The organism is Arthrobacter sp. TS-15, from assembly GCF_006964045.1.
Lineage (GTDB): Bacteria > Actinomycetota > Actinomycetes > Actinomycetales > Micrococcaceae > Arthrobacter.
Genome location: NZ_SDXQ01000041.1, coordinates 1 through 17,323, shown reverse-complemented (window position 1 = coordinate 17,323; position 17,323 = coordinate 1). Strand labels below are relative to the sequence as shown.

General features: G+C 64.1%; 13 protein-coding genes. 9 read left to right on the top strand and 4 right to left on the bottom strand.

Going from position 1 to position 17,323, the window contains the following annotated elements; all coding sequences use genetic code 11:
* The first annotated feature begins 4 nt into the window (after positions 1 to 4).
* Genes cydB through EU811_RS16885 form a run of 3 tightly spaced genes read left to right on the top strand, consistent with a single transcriptional unit; the run spans position 5 to position 5,561 of the window.
* Complete coding sequence (cydB, locus tag EU811_RS16895; RefSeq protein WP_142939485.1) at positions 5 to 1,087, top strand: cytochrome d ubiquinol oxidase subunit II; 1,083 nt, start codon at positions 5 to 7, stop codon at positions 1,085 to 1,087.
* Positions 1,088 to 1,094: 7 nt separating this feature from the next.
* The gene (gene cydD, locus EU811_RS16890) at positions 1,095 to 4,541 is read left to right on the top strand and encodes a thiol reductant ABC exporter subunit CydD (RefSeq protein WP_142939484.1); all 3,447 of its coding nucleotides are present in this window, start codon (positions 1,095 to 1,097) and stop codon (positions 4,539 to 4,541) included.
* A gap of 9 nt (positions 4,542 to 4,550) precedes the next feature.
* Positions 4,551 to 5,561: a GNAT family N-acetyltransferase gene (locus tag EU811_RS16885; protein WP_142939483.1), complete on the top strand. Its 1,011-nt coding sequence runs from the start codon at positions 4,551 to 4,553 to the stop codon at positions 5,559 to 5,561.
* Between the two features lie 4 nt (positions 5,562 to 5,565).
* Here EU811_RS16885 and EU811_RS16880 read toward each other — a convergent pair whose 3' ends face one another.
* Positions 5,566 to 6,084, bottom strand: a complete 519-nt coding sequence (locus EU811_RS16880; protein WP_142939482.1) for a DinB family protein — start codon at positions 6,082 to 6,084, stop codon at positions 5,566 to 5,568.
* 128 nt (positions 6,085 to 6,212) lie between these two features.
* Between EU811_RS16880 and EU811_RS16875 the strand changes: the two genes are divergently transcribed.
* A complete protein-coding gene (locus EU811_RS16875; protein ID WP_142939481.1) occupies positions 6,213 to 6,596 on the top strand; it encodes a VOC family protein in 384 nt (127 codons plus the stop codon).
* Positions 6,597 to 6,723: 127 nt separating this feature from the next.
* Here the strand turns inward: EU811_RS16875 and EU811_RS16870 are convergent, their stop codons facing one another.
* Positions 6,724 to 9,240: a DNA gyrase/topoisomerase IV subunit A gene (locus tag EU811_RS16870; protein ID WP_142939480.1), complete on the bottom strand. Its 2,517-nt coding sequence runs from the start codon at positions 9,238 to 9,240 to the stop codon at positions 6,724 to 6,726.
* Between the two features lie 55 nt (positions 9,241 to 9,295).
* Between EU811_RS16870 and EU811_RS16865 the strand changes: the two genes are divergently transcribed.
* The 4 genes from EU811_RS16865 to EU811_RS16850 are packed head-to-tail and all read left to right on the top strand — an operon-like array spanning position 9,296 to position 14,743.
* Complete coding sequence (locus EU811_RS16865) at positions 9,296 to 11,983, top strand: bifunctional acetate--CoA ligase family protein/GNAT family N-acetyltransferase (protein ID WP_142939479.1); 2,688 nt, start codon at positions 9,296 to 9,298, stop codon at positions 11,981 to 11,983.
* Positions 11,984 to 12,040: 57 nt separating this feature from the next.
* The gene (locus EU811_RS16860; RefSeq protein WP_142939478.1) at positions 12,041 to 12,766 is read left to right on the top strand and encodes a DUF5998 family protein; all 726 of its coding nucleotides are present in this window, start codon (positions 12,041 to 12,043) and stop codon (positions 12,764 to 12,766) included.
* On the top strand, positions 12,763 to 13,992 hold the full coding sequence (locus EU811_RS16855) for an alkaline phosphatase family protein (protein WP_142939477.1): 1,230 nt from the start codon (positions 12,763 to 12,765) through the stop codon (positions 13,990 to 13,992). The genes EU811_RS16860 and EU811_RS16855 overlap by 4 nt, the downstream gene beginning before the upstream one ends.
* A complete protein-coding gene (locus EU811_RS16850; RefSeq protein ID WP_142939476.1) occupies positions 13,985 to 14,743 on the top strand; it encodes a thymidine kinase in 759 nt (252 codons plus the stop codon). The genes EU811_RS16855 and EU811_RS16850 overlap by 8 nt, the downstream gene beginning before the upstream one ends.
* A 69-nt stretch (positions 14,744 to 14,812) precedes the next feature.
* Here EU811_RS16850 and sepH read toward each other — a convergent pair whose 3' ends face one another.
* Positions 14,813 to 16,150, bottom strand: coding sequence for a septation protein SepH (sepH, locus tag EU811_RS16845; protein ID WP_142939475.1), 1,338 nt, complete (start codon positions 16,148 to 16,150; stop codon positions 14,813 to 14,815).
* Between the two features lie 301 nt (positions 16,151 to 16,451).
* On the opposite strand from sepH, the gene EU811_RS16840 reads away from it, so the two are divergent.
* Positions 16,452 to 16,751, top strand: coding sequence for a DUF4193 domain-containing protein (locus tag EU811_RS16840; protein ID WP_024820531.1), 300 nt, complete (start codon positions 16,452 to 16,454; stop codon positions 16,749 to 16,751).
* Here the strand turns inward: EU811_RS16840 and EU811_RS16835 are convergent.
* Positions 16,748 to 17,245, bottom strand: a complete 498-nt coding sequence (locus EU811_RS16835; protein WP_142939474.1) for a DUF3093 domain-containing protein — start codon at positions 17,243 to 17,245, stop codon at positions 16,748 to 16,750. The genes EU811_RS16840 and EU811_RS16835 overlap by 4 nt on opposite strands.
* Positions 17,246 to 17,323: the final 78 nt, after the last annotated feature.

Here is a 17,323-nt window from a genome sequence, read left to right as displayed (position 1 = left end):
GACAATGGAACTGTTGCCAACCATCTGGTTCGTGGCCATCGCGGTGTTGTGGACCGGTTATCTCTTCCTGGAAGGCTTTGACCTCGGGGTGGGAATGCTCATGAAGCTGTTCGCGCGCAACAACACCGACCGCCGCGTCCTGCTGAACACCATCGGCCCGGTATGGGACGGCAATGAGGTGTGGCTGCTCACCGCCGCCGGTGCCACCTTCGCTGCCTTCCCCCTCTGGTACGCCTCGCTGTTCTCCAGCCTCTACCTCCCGCTCCTGGCGGTCCTGGCTGCGCTGATCTTCCGGGCTGTCGCCTTCGAATACCGCGGCAAGGTGGACTCCGAGAGCTGGCGTAACCGCTGGGACTGGGCGATCGCCGTCGGATCCTTCGTGGCTGCTTTCGGCATCGGCGCAGCGCTGGCCCTCACCACCACGGGACTGCCCCTGAATGAGAACGGGGATCGCGTCGGTGGCCCCATGTCCTGGTTCAGCGGCTATGCACTCCTGGGTGGTTTCGGCGTGGTGGCGTTCGCGCTGGTTCACGCCCTGGCGTTCCTGGCCCTGAAGACCGACGGCGACGTGCGGCACCGCGCCCGCCGCTGGTTCGTGCGATGGGTGCCGTTCGCGGTACTTCCGATGTTCGGCTGGATGGTGGCCGTCCAGTTCCTAAGCGGCAAGCCCTGGACCTGGGCATTGGTGGCAGCGGCGGTAGTCGCCGTCGTCCTGGCGTGGCGACTGGCCCGTACGGGGTCCGAAGGGCGGGCCTTCAGTGCCTTGGGTGCCTTCATTGTCTGCGCCACAGCGGCCATCTTTGGAGCGGCCTTCCCGGTAGTCATCCCCTCCACGATCGATCCTGCCTTCAATCTGACCATCTCCAACGCCTCGTCCTCGGACTACACACTGGGCCTCATGAGCATCGTCGCAGCCGTTGGACTGCCACTTGTGATTGCTTACCAGTCATGGACTTACTGGGTGTTCCGCCGGCGCGTCAGCGCAGCCCACATCCCGGAAGCCCACGGGTTCCTGCCCGCCATTGCTGCGAAAGTGATGGTATCCAAGGACAGCCCCTCCGCCACGCGAAACCAAACGGGAGATTAGTCGCTCCATGAAACCCGTGTTCCCCTCCGGCCCGGCCACGCGATCGGCGCTGTACGCAATCGGCCTCATGTCCGCCCTCAAGGCACTGTTCCTGGTGCTCATGGGGCAAGCCGTAGCGGGAATGCTGGCAGGGCTCGCCTCCGGATCAGGAGAGTGGCACAACGGACTTGTCTGGGGTGCGGCCGGCGCCGTTCTGCGATCGCTGACAGTGTGGGGCCAAGGCATCGCCTCCAGGCGGGCGGCCCTGGGCGTCAAGGAGGAACTGCGGGCGCGGCTGCTGAGGCGCTCACTGTCCGACGCCGGTTCATCGCCCGTGGCGGGAATGAACGACGGCGGGCTGGCGATCCTCGCGACGCGCGGACTGGACGCGCTGGACGACTACTACACCCAGTACCTGCCGGCAATAGTGAACTGCGCAACGGTCCCGCTGCTGATCGGAGCCCGGATACTCTTCGCCGACTGGGTAAGTGCCGTGGTGATCGTCCTGACGGTCCCTTTGGTGCCACTGTTCATGGTGCTGATAGGACGGCACACCGAAGACACTGTCAGGGAGGCGCAAAGCACGCTCCGGAAACTGTCCGGCCACATCCTCGAGCTCGCTAAAGGTCTTCCCGTCCTGGTGGGTCTGGGACGCGCCACCGAACAGCGCGCAGCACTGGAAGATATCTCCGAGCAATACCGCACCCGGACCATGGGCACCCTCCGCACGGCGTTCCTCTCCGCCCTGGCATTGGAACTCATCGCAACCATCTCAGTGGCCGTGGTGGCGGTCTTCATTGGTGTCCGGCTGGTGCATGGCGACATGCCCCTCGAAGCCGGACTCCTGGCCTTGATCCTGGCGCCGGACTGCTACCTTCCCCTCCGGGAGCTTGGCACCGCCCACCACGCCAGCGATGACGGCAGGGCGGCCCTTGAGACCACCAATGCCGTGCTGGACGCTCCCTCGCATGAGCACCTCCAGCATGGGAGGACGTCCGACGCAGCCCCGGCGGGCGTGGTGGTGACCGACTTGTCGGTGACCTACAACGGACGGTCCGCCGCCGCCGTCGGGCCCCTCAGCTTCACAGCTGAGCCGGGACGTGTCACAGCCCTCGACGGCGTCAGCGGCTCCGGGAAGAGCACGGTCCTGGGCGTCCTTGCCGGGCTTATCGGTCCAGGGCCAGGCGCGGAGGTTACCGGGACGGTTAACGGTGCGTCGCCAGGGACAATCGCGTGGGTTCCGCAACACCCGGTCATGACCAACAAAACGGTGCAGCAGGAAATTGAGCTCTATCTGCACGGATATGCGGGGAACACAGCCGAGGCAGCCACCCGTGTTCTCCGGCAAGCCTCAGCCGGCCACCTGGCGGCCAAGCATCCCGCGGAACTGAGCCCAGGCGAACTGCGCCGAATAGCACTTGCCCGTGGATTGGCACGGGTGGAAGCCGGGGCTACCACCCTGCTGCTCGACGAACCAACCGCCCATCTGGACCAATACTCGGCAAGCGTGGTCCGCCGCGCCATAGAGGCGGTCCGCGGCAACGTGACCGTGATCCTGGTGGCCCACGACGCCGCCACCCGGGCGCTCGCCGACCACGTGGTACCGGTAGGAAGCCGGCATCAGAACCAACACTCAGCGTCCTCAGTTCCCGGAACGATCAGTCCGAGCGGAGATGCTGCAAGCGCAGGGGCAGTTGTGGTCCCCCCTAAGGGCGCCGCCCAACACCAAGACCTCCCAACACCTCCCTCCACCAGCAGCCTGGGGGCTCTTCTCCGGGCCCTGAAACCCGTGCGCTGGAAGTTCGCCGCCGCCGGCGCGGTGGCCGTCCTGGCCGCCCTCTTCGCAGTCGCGTTGTCCGGCCTGTCCGGATGGCTCATCATCCGGGCCAGCGAGCAGCCGCCCATTCTCTACCTGCTCGGCGCGATCGTCGGAGTGAGGTTCTTCGGCATCGGAAGGGCCGTTCTGCGCTACTGCGAGCGGCTTTTGACCCATGATGCAGTCTTCGCCGCCATGACCCGCCTCCGCGGCGCACTCTGGGCATCGTTAAGCCGCAGGGCCCTTTCCCTCCGGCGCCTCCTCCAAGGCGGCAACGTGTTGGGCTCAATCGTGGACGACGTAGATACCCTCCGGGACCTTCTTCCCCGGGTTGTCCTACCGCCCGTGACCGCCGTCGGAGTCGGAGCTGCGGCCATCCTCGCCACTTCCATCGTTTTACCCGATGCATTGCCGGCGATTGTTGTGGCCGCCGTGGCAGGCCTGCTCGCAGCGCCGATCCTGGCCGTCCTGGCTGACAGGAACGCCGCCAGTGCCGAACAAAAGCTGCGGTCAGTGGTGCTGCGGGGAGTGGCTGCCGCCCTTGACGCCCGTGCCGAACTCAACGCCAACGGGGTGGGGGAGCCGGTCCTTGAAGCACTGCGTGCCAAGGACCGCAGCGCCACCCTCTCTGCCCAGCGCTCTGCGTGGGCCGAAGGACTCGGGCAGGCCGTGATCGTCCTTGCGTGCTCTCTGGCCGCCCTCTGGGCCGGAGCCCTGAGCGCACCCGCCGTGCTCAATGGCACTATTGCTCCCGAACTCGCGGCCGTCATTGTCCTGATGCAACTGGCCCTGGTGGAACCCTTCGGTGGAATCGTCTCAGCTGTGCGCCAAGCCCCGGCGCTCGCGGCCGTCCTGGACCGGGTGGCATCATCCGGTGCTTTGGATACCCCTGGCACCACCGACCCTGCAGAAGCGAACCTTGCGAAAGAACACGACGGCGGCACGCGGCAACTGCCTGATCGTCCGGATAAGGCTGGACTGGAGCTGAAGGGCGCCTCGGCGGCGTGGCCAGGTGGCCCGAAAGTGTTCGCCGGCGTCAACGCTGAGGCAGAACCCGGCCGTTGGCTTGCCGTGACCGGCCCCTCCGGGGCCGGTAAGTCCACCCTGCTTTCGGTGCTACTGGGATTCCTACCCCTGGCGGAAGGCACTGTGAAGCTTTCCGGCACGGCGGCATGGTGCCCCCAGGAAGCACACCTGTTCGACTCCACAATCCGAGGCAACCTCCTCCTGAGCCGGCCAGCTGCCGCAAAGCCCAGCGAGGCCGAAATGCACAAGGCACTGGCCGACGTCGGGCTTGATTCCGTGGTTGAAGCGTTGCCGGACGGACTCGACGCCCGGATCGGACCAGGCGGCTCTTTCCTCAGCGGCGGTGAACGCCAGCGCCTGGCCATGGCCAGGACACTCCTGACCGGAGCCTCCGTGCTGCTGCTTGACGAACCGACTGCGCATTTGGATGCGGGCTCGGCGCGGGAAATGATGGCCATCCTGCGCAACGGACTCAAGGACGTCACCGTTGTGCTGGTTACCCACAATCCGGAGGACATTGATCCCTCAGACTCGCGGCTGGAATTGCCTGGGGGTCAGGTTTCCGCGGAGCAACGTGACGGACTCACGGCGCAGGGCGCGGCGGAACTGGTGGGAAGGCCTACTCCTCAGTAGCCTGTTGGCATGCCGTTTGAATCCTCAAGCCAAGCCCTGCCTGATGCCGTTGCCACCGGTCTGAGCTGGCGGCCAGCCACTATGGAGGACCTCGATAACTGGGCGGGCCTGATCGCCCGTACGGCCGCCGTCGAACATCCCGTTTGGTACGAAAAGCGTGGCGACCTGCTCCACGTCATGGAGTCCTCCAAGAACCCGGCTGAGACAAGCACGCTCCTGGGCCTGGACGCAGGCGGAGTAGCCCGTGCCTATGGACGCATCGCCAAGAACCCGGACGGGGACAAAGCCACCGGCATGGCGTGCGTTGACCCGGAATGGCAGCAACGGGGGATCGGCTCCGCAATCCTGATGTGGCAGGAAGGACAAGTGCGCAACAGGTTTCACGCCGATGAGGCGGCCGGTCACACCAGTGCGCCGCCCCGCCTCCGGATCCAGACCGAGGAACAGCACGAGCACCAGGCGAAGCTTCTGATGGGCCATGGCTACGGTGCTGTGCGCTGGTTCAACGAAATGCACCGGCCTCTTTCGGACGAGCTGCCCCGGGCCGCCCTGAGAGCAGGGCTTGAGCTTAGGACGCTGGAGCCTTCGCTTTTTGAACCCGTACGCCAGGCCCACAACGACGCGTTCAGGGACCATTGGGGGAGCGAGCCACGGGACGAAGAATCGTGGCGCTTCACCATCGAGGAACCCACTGCCCGGCCCGATCTCAGTGCAGTGGTCATTGATTCGTCCACCGGCGAGGTGGCCGGCTATCAGCTCACCAGCTTCGATCCCGACTCTGCTGCGGAGCGCGGCTTCAAGGAAGGCTACACCGAGCTCCTTGGCGTGCGGCGTGCCTACCGGGGCCGGGGCATAGCCCAAGCACTGCTCGCCGATGCCATGCAGCGCTACGCCTCAGCCGGAATGGAGGTGGCATCACTGGACGTGGACTCAGCCAATCCCACCGGGGCGCTGGAACTCTACCTGGGCATGGGCTACACGCCCGTGAACCGCAGCATGACGTGGGAGAAAATGCTCTAGCTTCCTAGCCGTCCACATCATGAAGATGGTGAACAACATCGTGGAGGAAATACTGGGAGAACGTCAGCACGGTAAATGAGGATCCATTGCTGCGCGTTCCGGTCCGCTGCCAGTCATCCTCGGTGACTCTGGCGAAGGATTCCGCAATCTCCTTCCCCTCGGCTTCGAGTTGATCGGCCACCGTCCGTGGGTCCGCCGAGCCGTACTCGCCATCTATCGCGGCCTGGTCCTGGTCCCAGTTGGCGAACCGGGCGTCATCCCCTGTGAGCATGAGGTTCAGGCGCTGGTCGAACAGGCTGAAGACGTCGCGGACGTGGCATGCGTACTCAAGGTTGGACCAGGTGTGGTCATTGGGGCGGGTGGCCACGTCCTCCCTGCGCAGCACGGCCCGCCACCGCGGGAGCATGTTCAGGACGATGCCGGGCACCGTGGAAGGAGTCACCGTTACGGGGTCGAAGCCGCACTCGGGGCAGGGCTCAGAGAGCACCCAGGTCCAGTCTTTTTCATCAGGGATGATCGGCATGCGGCTAGTCTAAGCCGCCCGGCAAACACCTTCGAACAGGCCGGGAAAGTTGGTGTCATTTTTGGATTACGGATGGACTCTCCCGGGAGTAAAGTTCGTTCCGGGGGGAGAGCCGGAAAGAGAAAGCAATGCTCAAGGATCAGCAGGTTGGTGCCGTCCTACCGGCACACGACATAGCCCGGGCACGCGCGTATTACAGCGAAAAACTCGGTCTGGAACCCGAAAATCCGGATGATGAGGACAACCTTCAGTACAAATGCGGCGACGGAACGGGATTCTTCATCTATCAGACACCGAATGCAGGGACTGCCAAGAACACCCAGATCGGCTGGATGGTCAGTGACCTAAAAGCCGCCGTGCAGGAGCTCCGGGGCAAGGGAGTTGTGTTTGAGGACTACGACTTCCCCGGTTTAAAGACCGAGGACGGAGTGGCCACCATGCCCGACGGTAGCGCCGCGGCCTGGTTCCTGGACAGCGAGGGAAACATACTGAGCCTTAACCAAAGCGGCTAGCCCACGCGGTGGCCCTAACGCCACGGCATCGCAAAGGCCGGGGGTTTGATGACCCCCGGCCTTTGATGTGCCTGGCAGATTTGTTGCGCCTGGCAGTTTTGTTGCGCCCGGCGGAGAGTCCCTCCGGTTATTCTGCTGCGTCAGCCCATGCCATGCTCGGGCCGATTGCTTCCACGGGCTGGGACAGCGGGACGCCGGATCCATCCCTGCGACCATGCTCGTGGGGGAGTGCCCGGGCCACGCCTGCGGCGGATGAAGCCTTGGCCGGACCGTGCCCGGCCCAGGCCAGAAGCAGGGTGTCTTCGCCCTTGAGGAAGCGGTGGACCCGGACGCCGCCGGTGGCCCGGCCTTTCGCGGGATACTCCTCAAAAGCGGTTACCTTTGCGGTTCCGGGGGCCGTGCCGGGAAGGGCGCCGGTGGTTCCGGCAATAGTCACCACGACGGCGGCAGGATCGTCCGCGCGAACGGTACCGAAGTGGATCACTTCGTCGCCGGCAGCCAGCTTGATGCCGGCCATGCCACCGGCTGTGCGTCCCTGCGGGCGAACGTTCGATGCACTGAATCGAAGCAACTGTCCCTGCCGTGTCACGAACACCAGATCGACGTTCTCTTCCTGCGCCGGTTCCACCGCCAGGACCGAGTCTTTGTCCTTCAGGGCGATGATCTCCCAGTCTTCACGGTTCAGGGGATAATCCGGCTGAACACGCTTCACGACGCCCTGAACCGTGCCAATGGCCAGGACGGCGTCCAGAGGCACGAACGCCACCAGGGTTTCGCCCTTAAGCAACGTGATGAAGTCCTTGGCCGGTACGCCACCGGCCAGGTTGGGCAGGCCTGACATCGGTGGCAACACGGGCATGTCCATCACTTGGAGCCGCAGCATGCGTCCCTGGGACGTGACCGCACCGATTTCGCCCCGCGCGGTGGTCTTCACCACCGAGCGGAATACATCATGCTTGGTCCGGGGGCCCGCTTCGGCCAGCGGTTCCTGGTTGGAAGTCCTGGCGATTTGGCCCGAGGCACTGAGTAAGGCCCAGCAGGGGTCGTCGGGGATTTCCAGGGGCAGGGCTGCGGCTTTGCCCTTGGGGCCGGGTGCTGATGCTGCCAATGCTGCGGCAACGGTGGGTGAGACTGCTTCCGACTCCAGGAGCACAGTGCGCCGGGGAGTGCCGTACTTGTCCGCTATCACGGCCAACTCGCCGGAGACGAGATCGCGGAGCAACGCATCAGAGGCAAGGATGGCTTCCAGTGCCTCGATCTCGCGGCGGAGTTCGTCCTGCTCCTTCTCCAGTTCAAGACGTGAGTATTTGGTCAACTGCCGCAGGCGCAGTTCCAGGATGTAATTGGCCTGGATCTCGGTGAGGTCGTAGATGGACATGAGGCGTTCCCGCGCTGCTGAGGCTTCGTCGGAGGAACGAATGATCTGGATGACTTCGTCGATGTCCACGATTGCGATCAGCAAGCCCTCCACCAGGTGGAGACGATCCTTCTTCTTGCCAAGGCGGAAGGAGGTACGGCGGCGCACCACATTGAGGCGGTGTTCGACGTACACCTGCAGCAACTGCAGCAGGCCCAGCGTCTGCGGCTGGCCGTCCACCAGGGTGACATTGTTGATGCCGAAGGAATCTTCCATGGGCGAGTAGCGGTACAGCTGCTGCAGCACGGCGTTGGGATTGAAGCCGTTCTTCAGTTCGATGACCAGGCGAAGGCCATGATTACGGTCCGTGAGGTCAACCACATCGCTGATGCCCGTGAGCTTCTTGGCGTTGACGGCGTCCTTGATCTTCTCGATCACCTTCTCCGGACCCACCATGTAGGGCAGTTCGGTCACTACCAGCCCGGTGCGTCGGGCCGAAAGCTGCTCCACTTCCACCTTGGCGCGGGTCTTGAAGGATCCGCGACCTGTGGCGTAGGCGTCGCGAATTCCATCCAAGCCCACGATCCGGCCACCGGTGGGAAGGTCGGGGCCCGGGATGAACCTCATAATGTCATCCAACGTGGCGTCGGGGCTGGCGATCAGGTGACGCGCAGCGGCAATTACCTCAACGAGGTTGTGTGGAGGCATGTTCGTCGCCATGCCCACTGCGATGCCAGTGGTGCCGTTAACCAGCAGGTTGGGGAAAGCGGCAGGGAGGACATCGGGTTGCGTCAGCTGGTTGTCGTAGTTGGGGACGAAGTCCACTACGTCTTCGTCCAAGTGGTCTGTCATGGTCAGGGCGGCTGCCGCCAACCGTGCCTCTGTGTACCGCGGTGCTGCCGGTCCGTCGTCGAGCGATCCGAAGTTGCCGTGGCCATCAATCAGCGGAAGGCGGAGGGAAAAATCCTGCGCCATGCGCACCATGGCGTCATAGATCGCGGTGTCGCCGTGCGGGTGGAGCTTGCCCATGACCTCGCCCACCACGCGCGCGCTCTTGACGTGTCCGCGATCCGGGCGGAGGCCCATGTCGGACATCATGTACAGGATGCGCCGTTGAACAGGCTTCAGTCCGTCGCGGGCGTCCGGGAGAGCACGCGAATAAATCACCGAGTAGGCGTACTCCAGGAAGGAGCCTTCCATCTCTGACGTGACGTCGATGTCCACGATATTCTCGGTGAAATCGCCGAGAGGTTCGGCTGTGCGTGCTGATTTTTGGCTGCGGGCCATGGGGTCGGTAAATCCTCGAAAGTTGTACTGCGGATGTTTTAGCTAGGCTAAGCCTATGGTGGATCAGCCCGGCGTCGGCATTTATCCGGAATATTGGGAAGCTGATGTCGTGCTGCGCGACGGCGGGACAGCCCACCTTCGCCCAATACGACCTGAAGATGCGGACGCTTTGCAGGCGTTCCATGCCGGCCAGTCGCAGGCATCCATCTATATGCGGTTTTTCTCATTCAAACCCAAGCTCTCCGGTAAGGAAGTCCGGCGTTTCACGGAAGTGGACCACATCAACCGCGTCGCGTTCGTCATTACCATCGGCGGCGAAATCATGGGGATCGGCCGCTACGACCGTCTTGACGATCCAACAGAGGCCGAGGTGGCCTTCAACATTTCCGACGCCCATCAAGGGCGCGGGATCGGGTCCATCCTCCTGGAACACCTGGCCGTTGCTGCCCGGGAAAACGGCATTCGCCGCTTCACGGCGGAAGTCCTGCCGGACAACCGGAAGATGCTGATGGTCTTCGCCGACGCCGGCTATGACGTCAAACGCCAATTCGACGACGGCGTGGTGAGTGTTGAATTCAATATCGATCCCACTGAGAAATCGCGGGCCGTCATGGAGTCACGCGAACACCGCGCGGAGGCGCGCAGCGTGCGCGACCTCTTGTCGCCGTCGTCGGTGGCCGTCATCGGTGCCAGCCGCAAGTGGGGGACCGTGGGCTACCAACTTCTGGAACACATCATTGAAGGCGGCTTCAAGGGGCCGGTCTACGCCGTCAACCCGGAAGCGTTCGAACTCGCCGGAATGGTCTCCTTCGGAAAGTTGTCCGAGATCCCGGGGCCGGTGCAGCTGGCCATCATCGCTGTTCCCTATGAAGAAGTACCCAAGGTGGTGGACGACTGCGCCGCCGCCGGCGTCAAGGGGATCGTGGTGGCCACGGCCGGATTTGCCGACGACGGCGAGCGGGGACTCGCGCGTCAACATGAGTTGGTACGGCGGGCCAGGGCAAACGGGATGCGCGTCATTGGGCCCGAGTCCCTCGGCATCCTCAATACGCACCCGGCGGTGTCCCTGAACGCTTCCATGGCCCCCACCATGCCGCCCAGGGGCAGCCTGGGCTTGTTCAGCCAGTCCGCTGCCGTGGGTGTGGCGGTTTACGCGGCTGCCAGCCGCCGCCGGCTCGGATTGTCCTCGTTCATGTCGGCTGGAAACCGCGCGGATGTATCCGGCAACGATGCCATGCAGTATTGGGAAGACGACGCCGATACTTCCGCCGTTGGCCTCTATCTTGAGTCCATCGGCAATCCCCGCAAGTTCTCCCGACTGGCCCGAAGGTTGTCGCGCAGTAAACCCGTGATCGTCGCCAAGTCCGACGTCACGGGCCTGAGCCTGCCTCCCGGGCACGAGGTCCGCACCACCCAGGCGCCGGCAGCGGCAGTGGACGCGATGATGCGCCAGGCTGGCGTGATCCGTGTTGAGACGATCGAACAACTCATGGATATCGCCCAAATAGCGTCCTCGCAGGCGCTGCCCAAGGGACCGGGTGTAGCCGTCTACTCCAATTCCGTGGCGCTGGCCAAAGTGGTTGCCGATACCGCCGTGCCGTACGGGCTGGAGGTGATCAAGCAGGTGACGGACATCGACCTCGATGCCGGAATGTCTGTGGCACTTCCGGCATTGAGGGCCAGCCTCAAGGAAAGCCTCGCGGACGAGTCCGTGCATGCTGTGGTGGCCGCACTTCTCCCGGCGCGCGGGCTGACCGTGGAGTCGCTCGCCGGCGTTTTTGCCGAGTGTGCTGCCGAGGCCGGCAAACCCGTCGTTGCGGCGTTCACCGGGATTCTGGATCCCTCCGTGCAGGTTGAGGGCATGGTGGGCGCTGCAGGTACCCCCGTGCTGCCGTGCTACTCCAATGCCGGTGCCGCCGTGGCCGCCCTTGGGGCGATCGTGCGGTACGCGCAGTGGCGCGACCGGGACCAAGGGCTCTTTGTGGAGCCCGAGGACTGCGACGTCGACGGCACCAAGGACATGCTGACCTCGATGTTGGCCGGTGTTACCGGCGAGAAGATCAGGAAGCTCGACGCCGGTGCTGCCGCGGCGCTGCTGTCAGGCTACGGAATCCATGTGGTGCCGACGCTCGGATTTGGAACCGCTGATGAGGCCGTGCAGGCCGCGGAAACTGTGGGCTGGCCGGTGGTCCTCAAAACCACCGACCCGGCGCTGAGGCACCGACTGGATCTGGGCGGTGTGCGACTGGATATTCAGGACGCCGAATCCCTGCGGCAGAACGTCGCCCAAATGCGCCGCGCCTTGGAGCCTTACGGATCGCCGTCGCTCGAAGTCCAGGCAATGGCGCCGGTTGGGCAGGCCTGCACCTTCCGAGCCATGGAAGACCCCCTCCTGGGGCCGGTATTGTCCTTTGGGCTGGCCGGCGATGCCGTCAACCTGCTCGATGACTGGGCGCATCGGGTGCCGCCGCTGGCCGCTGCCGACCTCCATGACGTCATCCGTTCACCCCGGGCGTCCAGGAAGCTCTTTGGGTACCAAGGACTTCCTGCCGTAGATGTGGCAGCACTGGAGGACATCGCGGCCCGGCTTGCCAAGCTCAAGGACGACCACCCCGGGATCGCTCTGGTGGAGTTCAACCCCGTCCTGGCGGGTCCCACCGGGGCCACCATCCTGGGGGCGGATGTGTGGATCGGCAACGCAGCGCAGCGCACTGACAGTGCCCGCCGCGCGATGCGGAGTTAGCCACAGGAGCGCGCCGCACAGTTAGGTACTCACCAAGCGATCTGTGAAAATGGGGGAATGAGCACCCAGTCTCCGACGCCTCAATCCCGCCCGTCCAATGCCGGGCCCCACACCGCCCACCATCACAGCTCGCAGGGACAGAGCCTGGACCAGGCGCTGCAGCAGGCAGCTTTCTACCCGCGGTTGGTGGCCGACGTCGTTGATGACGCCCTGGACGGCCGGGAGTGCCTCTCCCACTTGGTCCACCTGGAGACCCATTTTGATCGGGCCGAGGTCCGTAGGCACATCACTGTGCTCGTTCTCACCGAAGACATGCTGGTGATTACCCACGTGGATGACCAACAACTGGATGAAGCCGGAGAGCAGATCGTTGCCCAGGTTTCCACGGAGTCGGTGCCGGTGGCACAGATCCGCTCAGTGGTCCTCAGCTACATGTATGCCCAACCCCAGGACTACAAGCCCTCTGATCCCGTCCGTGAAATGACGTTGTCCATTGCCTGGTCGGGCGGCCAACGCCTGGACATGGGGCCGGCAAGTTGCGGGGATCCCCAGTGCGAAGCCGATCACGGTTACAGCGGAACCATCGCCCAGGAAGACATCGTCCTGCGGATCAGCGCAGAGGCAGACGGGCTCCAGGCAGTTCAGGACGCCAAGATCTTTGCCCGTGCACTGCGTGCGGTCAATACGGGCAACCCGTCACCGGCCCAACATGCCGGCATCCCGGCACCAAGGCCGCGCTCGGGCGTCTTCAGCAACCGCCTCAGCCGCGGACACCAGCGTTGAAGGAAACCGCACAGAACCCGGTAAATACCTCCATGATCGGCGCTCCGGCCGTTGACCTCCCATCGCCCCCGCTTTTCGGCAGCAAATCCATTGCAGAAGTCCTCACCAGCTCTGCCGCATCCCTGGGCGTGTCCGGATTTACCAACCACTTACAGCTGCCATCAGCGCAGCGTGTTTGCGTGGTCCTTGCCGATGGCCTCGGCCGCAACCTCTTGAAGCAGAAGTCCTCACACACGCCTTTCCTTCGCACGGTTATGGCTGCGGGACAAGGCAACATCCCCACGTGGATCGACGCCGCCTTCCCCAGCACTACGGCGGCGTCCTTGGCGAGCCTCGGCACCGGCTTACCGGCAGGGCAGCACGGCATGGTGGGGTACGACGTCCTCGATCCCGCCCAGGACAAAGTAGTCAACCTCTTGGGTAATTGGGATGCCAACGTGGATCCTGCACAGTGGCAGCCTCACACGACGGTCTTCGAACGGCTGGCCGGAGAACTGGACGTCGTAACCGTCAGCCTGCCGCAGTTCGGAAATTCCCCGATGACCCAGGCAGCACTCCGCGGCAGCCGCTTTGTTGGTGGCACCACGCTCCATGCCCGGACCGCCGCGGCCGCCGAGGCAATGTCCGGCGGTGGCCGTTCCCTGATGTACTTCTACGCCAACGAGCTGGACAAAGCAGGTCACCGCTACGGCTGCCAGTCGGACCGCTGGGAGCACCAACTCGAAGAACTCGACTCCACCGTCAAGAGGCTCTCAGCCACCCTGCCAGCCGGCACCACCATCCTGGTAACCGGTGACCACGGCATGCTGGACGTCCCTGAATCCCAGAGGATCGACTACTCCGCTGACGACGCCCTGGTGGCCGGAGTCCGCCATACTGCCGGGGAACCCCGCATGGTGCATCTCTACCTTGAACCGGACACCACCCCGGCCCATCGGGAATCCCTGATCGCGGCCTGGCGTTCGCGCTTTGGTGAAAGGATCTGGGCCTTTACACGGGAGCAGGCCGTTAACGCAGGGTTGTTCGGCCCGGTACGGCCCGAGGTCGCTCCCCGGATTGGCGACGTCATGATCGCGGCGCGGGACACCCTGGCCCTTTACGACACGCGAAGGGCACGCCCGTCCTCGATGGAAGTGGTGGGGCAACACGGATCCCTGACCAAAGCCGAACGCGAAGTACCGTTGCTGTGCTTCACAGCTGCAGGTAGAAAGGGCAAACGTGGCTGAGCTGGTCTTCTTCTCGGGCACCATGGACTGCGGCAAGTCCACGCTTGCCCTCCAAATGGACCACAACCACCGGGCGCGGGGACGCGGAGGCGTGCGGTTCAGCTGTAACGACCGCGCCGGTGATTCAACAATCTCCAGCAGGCTTGGCCTTCAAACCGATGCCGTGGAAGTTGTGGACGGCACCGACTTCTGGGACGAAGTGGTAGCCCGGCGAACCACCGGGCTCCGCGTGGACTACCTCATCTGTGACGAGGCCCAGTTCTACTCGCCGCTCCAAGTGGAGCAACTGGCAAGGGTTGTAGATGAGATGGACGTGGATGTCTTCGCTTTCGGCATCACTTCAGACTTCCGCACCCGCTTGTTCCCAGGCTCTCAGCGGCTCATTGAACTGGCCGACAAAGTCCAGGTACTCCAGGTTGAAGCTTTGTGCTGGTGCGGCCGCCGTGCAACGCAAAACGCCCGCACCGTGGACGGCATTATGGTGGTGGAGGGTGACCAGGTGATGGTGGGCGACGTCGCGCCGCAAAACAGTGGCGACGCTGCGCATACGGAGACGGTGCACGTCCAGGAGGCACTACCGATGGAGACGCTGCCCGCACAGGTGGTGGGGTACGAGACTTTGTGCCGTCGCCACTACATGCGGCGTGTAACGGCCCATGGCGCCAATGTGATGGCCGGGGCGGACCAGACACTGCCGTTCGACATTGATGCCTGCCTCTGGCCCGGCGCAGGGGCCCTTCGGCAGAGCTAAGCGATTCGACCGGCCAGGAAACAGCCTGGCAAGGTTCCTACCAACCGGCGTGTCCACCAGCTCCTGGAGCTAGTCGCCGCGGGCCCCGAAGACGATCTCGTCCCAGCTCGGGATGCTGGAACGCTTGGGGCGGGACGGCTGCCGTTCGGCAGGTGCATCAACGTCCTTGCGCGCTTCCGCATCTACCTGTTCCTCCTGCGACGCCACGTCCTGATGGAGGTCCCGGGCAGAGGGTGCGCCGGCGGACTGGTCTTCCGCGTGTGGTTGCGGGGTGCCGCCGCCACCCAGAAGTTCGTCCAGCCCTGCGGGCTTCCGCCCCGTCAGCGGCGTCACCGGCCGCAGCGGACTGGCTACCACCGTTATTTCACGGGTGTCGGTGCTGACCCCATTGTGGAGCTTGAGGGAGTCATCGTCGTCGTGGGACTCGACGTGCCGCGGAGCAAGGCTGAGCCGGGACAAAATCGAAGGGCGGCCGTCTTTACGGGTGGGCTCTTCCACGCCGGTGGCCAGGGGCTCAGCGTCTGCGAGGCTGGTATCCGCGGCTGCCTGGTCCACTTCTTCACCGGGCCGGGGGTGGGCTGCGGGAACGTTGCTCAGCAGTACGGCCAAGGCGTCGTCGCCGTCTTCGTCCACGCCCAGGCGTTGGCCGCGCCGTGAACGGAGCATTTCCAAAAGGCTGTCTGATTCCTTCGCGGACGCACGCGCCGCAGTTTCGGCGTCGGTCTCGAAGTCGAACGGCCTGTCCGAGACGGCAGCAAGCCGCCGGGCGGGGACCGGACCGTCCATGGGCTCAAGTTCGCTGAGCTGCTGGGCCCAACGGTTGGCGTTCTGCAGCGATTTGCGTTGGGGGCTGAAGGTCCACATGGCCGGCGGTTCCTCGCCGATGCTTCCGTGAGCGCCGGGAACAGTTTCGAAGCGTGCGACCACCGTCCAGGTGCCGTCCGGACGTCGCCATGAATCCCAGTCCACCGTAGAGGAATCAATACCGTGCGCCGAGAGCCTGTAGTCAACCATGTCGCCCAGAGTGGCCGGGGTGTCGCCAAACGCCGAGCGGTAGATGTCATGTCCGGGAGCAGGGGAGGCGACTTCGATGTTGCGGGCCTGGCGCACCACGTACTCACGCTCGGCAAGCACAGGGCCCTCGTAGCGTTGGACGTTGGCAAGGGGGAGGCCGGAAAGCTCGGCCACCTCGGTAGCAGTGGCACCGCTGCGGATCCTGGCCTGGATGTCGCGGGGCGACATGGCAATAGCTGTGTTGGACGCGCGTGCGGCCACCTGGGCAGGGGTGCGGCTCGCCGCGGCCCTTAAGGCTTCGTCGATCGGAAGCTGGAACATCGCACCACCGGGCCCGCTCAAGAGCAGATGCCCGCCGTCGTCGTGGACGCCTACCAGTCGTAGATCCTGCATAACACCCTCCACCACATGGCATAACTGACATTCGAAACTCTGCCACCCGCGGGGGTCTTTTCCTACTAGGACAAAGGGCGTGCCGTGATATTCCGCAGAAAACAGGTTACGTCCGGAGGGCTGTGGGCCAACGGGCACCCAAGAAAGAGGGCCTATGGACATTGAGGGCCAGGGGGAGGACAATCTGGCCGAGATCGGGCACAAATCCGGGGCTTCCGGCGTTTGAACCCTTAATCCGGTGGCAGGGAGTTCCTGCGATCCGGTATTCCACCCGGAACAGGTATGGAGGACAAAAAGGACCATGGCCACGGACTATGATGCCCCTCGAAAAACCGAGGAAGATGTCAGCGAGGATTCCCTGGAAGAACTCAAGACCCGTCAGTCGGGGAAGCAGTCCTCGGCGGTGGATGTGGACGAGACCGACCTCGCCGATGGCTTTGAGTTGCCGGGGGCGGATCTCTCCGGTGAAGAACTCCTCATTCAGGTCATGCCGCCGCAGCCTGACGAATTTACGTGCTTCAACTGTTTCCTGGTCAAGCACAAGTCCCAGATCGCCGCGGAAAGGGGCGGGCACCAATACTGCAAGGAGTGTGAGAGCTAGCTCCGGGAAGCGGTCAATGCTGCAACGAGTTCATCCGGACGACGCGAGGACGCCAGCCAGTAAGGAGTGCGGTCTGCGGGGTCGGTGATCTCAATCTTGACCACGGCGTCGATCCAGCCGCGGAAGCACATATAAGCCAGTCCGTTCAGGCGCGGGCCACGTTCAGCAGTGGCCTCCTCTTTTCTGAACGCCTGGACAGAACCTACGAATGCGCGGTCTATGCTCGCCCGCCCAACCCGTACGGTGTCGGCAGTGACCGTGATGGTGGGCGTGGAAAGCACCAACATGATGGTCATGATCGCCAGCAGGACCAAAGCGGCGATGATGCCCGTGGCGGCGCTGATGGGCCCAAACATCAGAACGCCCGCGCCGGACAATCCAACAACCACAATCCAGATCCAGACGGACGGCCATAGCTTCTCGGTATACAGGACCTCGGAGGCCGAAGGTGTGTTCCGGGCAGGAACGGGGGAGGACTGGTCAGGCGTAGGCATGGATCCAGCTTATCGGGCATCGGCACCGGGCTCCGCCCTCCTCCATGGATGGCCCCAGCCTGCCCGGAACACACCTTC

What these genes read in the sequence shown, in the direction of transcription:
- EU811_RS16860 (WP_142939478.1), top strand. Translation starts at nt 12,041, where the DNA reads ATGAGCACCCAGTCTCCGACGCCTCAATCCCGCCCGTCCAATGCCGGG.
- EU811_RS16835 (WP_142939474.1), bottom strand. Translation starts at nt 17,245, where the DNA reads ATGCCTACGCCTGACCAGTCCTCCCCCGTTCCTGCCCGGAACACACCT.
- EU811_RS16840 (WP_024820531.1), top strand. Translation starts at nt 16,452, where the DNA reads ATGGCCACGGACTATGATGCCCCTCGAAAAACCGAGGAAGATGTCAGC.
- EU811_RS16875 (WP_142939481.1), top strand. Translation starts at nt 6,213, where the DNA reads ATGCTCAAGGATCAGCAGGTTGGTGCCGTCCTACCGGCACACGACATA.
- cydB (WP_142939485.1), top strand. Translation starts at nt 5, where the DNA reads ATGGAACTGTTGCCAACCATCTGGTTCGTGGCCATCGCGGTGTTGTGG.
- cydD (WP_142939484.1), top strand. Translation starts at nt 1,095, where the DNA reads ATGAAACCCGTGTTCCCCTCCGGCCCGGCCACGCGATCGGCGCTGTAC.
- sepH (WP_142939475.1), bottom strand. Translation starts at nt 16,150, where the DNA reads ATGCAGGATCTACGACTGGTAGGCGTCCACGACGACGGCGGGCATCTG.
- EU811_RS16880 (WP_142939482.1), bottom strand. Translation starts at nt 6,084, where the DNA reads ATGCCGATCATCCCTGATGAAAAAGACTGGACCTGGGTGCTCTCTGAG.
- EU811_RS16870 (WP_142939480.1), bottom strand. Translation starts at nt 9,240, where the DNA reads ATGGCCCGCAGCCAAAAATCAGCACGCACAGCCGAACCTCTCGGCGAT.
- EU811_RS16885 (WP_142939483.1), top strand. Translation starts at nt 4,551, where the DNA reads ATGCCGTTTGAATCCTCAAGCCAAGCCCTGCCTGATGCCGTTGCCACC.
- EU811_RS16865 (WP_142939479.1), top strand. Translation starts at nt 9,296, where the DNA reads ATGGTGGATCAGCCCGGCGTCGGCATTTATCCGGAATATTGGGAAGCT.